Here is a 4,178-nt window from a genome sequence, read left to right as displayed (position 1 = left end):
GAACCCGCAAACCGCTCCTCCGACACCCACCGCTGCACCACACCAAGCACCCGGTCCAACACCGACCGCACACCCACCGGAACATCAACTCCGGCCTCGACCAGGGCATCCAGCACCACGATCGCCGGCGCCTCGGACGGCGATTCCGCCACCTCGGACCACGGGGTCCAGTCGGCCTCGGTGTCGTCGGACGTCGCCGAGGCGACCCATTCAGTGCCGTAGAGCGCGCCCGAGCCATCGGACGTGGTGCCGAGCTGGCCGGCGGAGACCGGGCGGCTGACCATGGAGCCGACCGCCAGGACCGGGGCGCCGGTCACATCGGCGACGCGGATGTCCATGCCGCCGTCGTCGGCAGTGGCGATCCGGACACGGACGGACGCGGCGCCGACGGCGTGCAGGGAGACACGGTTCCAGGCGAACGGGATGACCGTGGTGCCGTCGTCGGATGCGGTGCTGTCGTTGAGGATCGCGATGTGCATGGACGCGTCCAGCAGCGCCGGGTGCAGACCGAACCTACCCGCCTCACCGGCCGCCTCCTCCGGAAGCGCCACCTCGGCGAAAAGCTCCTCACCACGACGCCACGCAGCACGCAACCCCTGGAACACCGGACCGTAACCGTAACCACGGCTCTCGAAGACGCCGTACGCGTCCTCCACCGGCACCACCTCAGCACCTGCCGGAGGCCACTCCACCAACTCGAACCCGGCCGCGACAGCCGCCTCGGCCAGGAAGCCCGTGGCGTGCGTGGTCCAGTCCTGCTCGGTGCCTTCCGGTCGGGAGTAGACGGCGACGGTACGGCGCTCGGCCGCGTACGGTCCGACGATCACGCGGACCTGGACTCCGCCTCGCTCGGGCAGGACCAGCGGTCCGGCGAGGGTGAGTTCGTCCAGGGTGGCGCAGTTCACCGACTCGCCCGCCGCGAGGGCCAGTTCGACGAGTACGGCGCCGGGGAGCAGTACGCGGCCGAGGACCACATGGTCGGCGAGCCACGGCTGCGCCTCCACCGACAACCTGCCCGTCAGCACCACACCACCCGAATCCGGCAGCGACACCACCGCACCCAGCAGCGGATGGTCCGCCGCATCGAGTCCGGCGCTGCCCGCGGCGGCGGGGGCTCCGTCGGTCGCGGTCAGCCAGTACCGCTGGCGCTGGAAGGCGTACGTCGGCAGGTCGACGGCGCGTGCGCCCGTACCGGCGAAGAAGCCGGCCCAGTCGACCGACGTTCCCGCGACATGGAGTTGGGCGACGGCGGTGAGCAGGGCGTCGCTCTCGTCGCGTCCCTTACGGGCGGTCGGTACGAGCAGTACGCCGGTGCCGCCGTCTCCGCTTCCGTTCCCGTTGTCGTCCCCGTTTCCGTTGTCGTCCCCGTCGAGGCAGGTCCGGGCCATTCCGGTCAGGACCGCCTCGGGGCCGATCTCGACGCAGCGGTCCACGCCCGCGGTGCGCAGTGCGCGGATACCGTCGGCGAAGCGGACGGCCTCACGTACGTGAGTCACCCAGTACTCGGCGGTGGTCAGTTCACCGGCCTCCGCGATCCGGCCGGACACATTGGAGACCACGGGCAGCCGGGGCTCCCCGTACGACAGCCGCTCCGCCACCTCACGGAACTCAGCCAGCATCGGCTCCATCAACGGCGAGTGGAAGGCGTGCGAAACCCGCAGCCTGCTCACCCGACGACCCTGCTCACGGAAGACCCCGGCGATCGCCTCGACTTCGCTCTCCACACCGGAAATGACCACGGAGGAAGGTCCGTTGACCGCGGCGACCGACACGTCCTCGACGGTCTCCAGATGCGGCAGCACCTCCGACTCGGACGCCTCGACGGCCACCATCGCGCCACCCTCCGGCAGCGCCTGCATCAACCGACCCCGCGCCGCCACCAGCGCACACGCGTCAGCCAGCGAGAACACCCCGGCAACATGAGCCGCAGCGACCTCACCGATCGAATGCCCGGCCACGAGATCGGGGGTGATCCCCCAGGCGGCGAGGAGTCGGTGGAGGGCCACCTCGACGGCGAACAGCCCGGCCTGGGCGTACGCGGTGCCGTTGAGGACCGACTCGTCCTCACCCCACACCACCTCACGCAGCGGACGCTCAAGATGCTCGTCCAGACCCGCGCACACCCCGTCGAACGCCTCGGCGAAGACCGGGAAGGTGTCGTACAGCCCACGGCCCATGCCGAGCCGCTGCGAGCCCTGACCGGAGAAGAGGAAGGCGGTGGTCCCGACGGAGCGGGCGGTGCCGGTCACCACACCACCGGTGTTCTCACCGGCGGCGAGGGCCCGGAGGCCGGCGAGCAGTTCGTCGCGGTCCGCGCCGACCACGGTCGCGCGGGATTCGAGTGCGGTACGGGCGGTGGCCAGCGCGTACGCCGTGTCCAGCGGACGCTCGTCGGGCCGGGCCGCCAGATGTTCCACGAGCCGGGCGGCCTGGGCGCGCAGGGCTTCGGCAGTGGCTCCGCTCACCGTCCACGGCAGGACGGCGGGGGCACGGTCGCCACCCGGGGCGGTGGACTCGTGGGCAGCAGGCTCATGGGTGGACGGCTCGTCGGTCGACGGCGCCTCCGTGGCCGGGGCGGGGCCCTGTTCCAGGACGACGTGGGCGTTGGTACCGCTGAGGCCGAATGCCGAGACGCTCGCGCGGCGCGGGTGGCCGGTGACCGGCCAGGGCCGGTCCTCGGTGACGAGTTCGGCACTGCCCTCGGTCCAGTCGACGTGCGGCGACGGGCGGTCGACGTGCAGCGTGCGCGGCACCGTGCCGTGCTCCATCGCCAGGACCATCTTGATGACACCGGCGACACCGGCGGCGGCCTGGGCGTGCCCGATGTTCGACTTGATCGAGCCGAGCAGCAGCGGCCGGTCCTCGGGCCGGTCCTGACCGTACGTGGCCAGCAGCGCCTGCGCCTCGATCGGGTCGCCCAGGGTGGTGCCGGTGCCGTGCGCCTCCACGACGTCGACCTGCGACGCGGCGAGCCCGGCGCCCTGGAGCGCCTGGCGGATCACCCGCTGCTGAGAAGGACCGTTGGGGGCCGTGAAGCCGTTGGAGGCACCGTCCTGGTTGACGGCCGTGCCCTTGACGACGGCGAGCACCTGGTGCCCGTTGCGTACGGCGTCCGACAGCCGCTCGACCAGCAGCACACCGACGCCCTCGGACCAGCCGACACCGTCGGCCGCGCCCGCGAACGCCTTGCAGCGGCCGTCGACGGAGAGGCCCCGCTGACGGCTGAACTCGACGAACATGCCGGGCGTCGACATGACGGTCGCACCACCGGCCACGGCGAGCGTGCACTCGCCGGACCGCAGGGCCTGCACGGCGAGGTGGAGGGCGACGAGGGAGGAGGAGCAGGCCGTGTCCACGGTGACGGCCGGGCCCTCCCAGCCGTAGGTGTACGACAGCCGGCCGGACACCACGCTGCCGCCGGCGGTGCCGGAGGGCGAGACGTTCAGCGCGTAGTCGTGGTACATCACACCGGCGAAGACGCCGGTCCGGCTGCCCCTGAGGGTGGCCGGATCGATCCCCGCCCGCTCCAGGGCCTCCCAGGAGGTCTCCAGCAGCATGCGCTGCTGCGGGTCCATGTACATGGCCTCGCGGGGCGAGATACCGAAGAACCCGGGGTCGAACTCGGCCGCGTCGTGCAGGAAGCTGCCCCGGCGCGTGTAGCTCTTGCCCTCCTTGCCGGGTTCCGGGTCGTAGAGGCCCTCGATGTCCCAGCCCCGGTCGCCCGGCAGGTCGGAGACGGTGTCGCCGCCGTCCATCAGCAGCCCCCACAGCTCCTCGGGGGTGGTCACTCCGCCCGGGTAACGGCAGGCCATGGAGACGATGGCGATGGGCTCGTCGTCGGCCCGGTGCCCGGCCCCGGTACGGACCGGGTCGGCCACCTGCGTGGTCCCGCCGCCGAGTCGCGAGGTGATGTGGTCGGTGACGGCGAGGGCGTTGGGGTGGTCGAAGACCAAGGTGGCCGGGAGCCGCAGCCCGGTGAGCGTGTTGAGGTGGTTACGAAGCTCCGTCGCGGCCAGCGAGTCGAACCCCAGCTCCTGGAAAGCCCGTTCAGCACCAATGGCTTCGGCCGAACCGTGCCCGAGCACCGCGGCCACCTGCGAACGCACCAGATGCAACACCTCACGATGCCGCTCGGACACCGGAAGTGCAGCAAGACGCAGCGCCGGCGAACCCGAAGA

At 71.7% G+C, this 4,178-nt stretch carries 1 protein-coding gene; it reads right to left on the bottom strand.

Annotation, left to right across the window (positions count from 1 at the left end; genetic code table 11):
- On the bottom strand, positions 1-4,106 hold a 4,106-nt coding region (locus ACFXPK_RS32635), incomplete at its 3' end, for a beta-ketoacyl synthase N-terminal-like domain-containing protein (RefSeq protein WP_385080770.1).
- Positions 4,107-4,178 lie beyond the last annotated feature (72 nt).

The organism is Streptomyces sp. NPDC059142 (genome assembly GCF_042755665.1).
In the GTDB taxonomy this organism is placed as follows: Bacteria; Actinomycetota; Actinomycetes; order Streptomycetales; family Streptomycetaceae; genus Streptomyces.
Note: the sequence above shows the minus strand (reverse complement) of the source record. Positions and strands in the feature narration are given on the sequence as shown.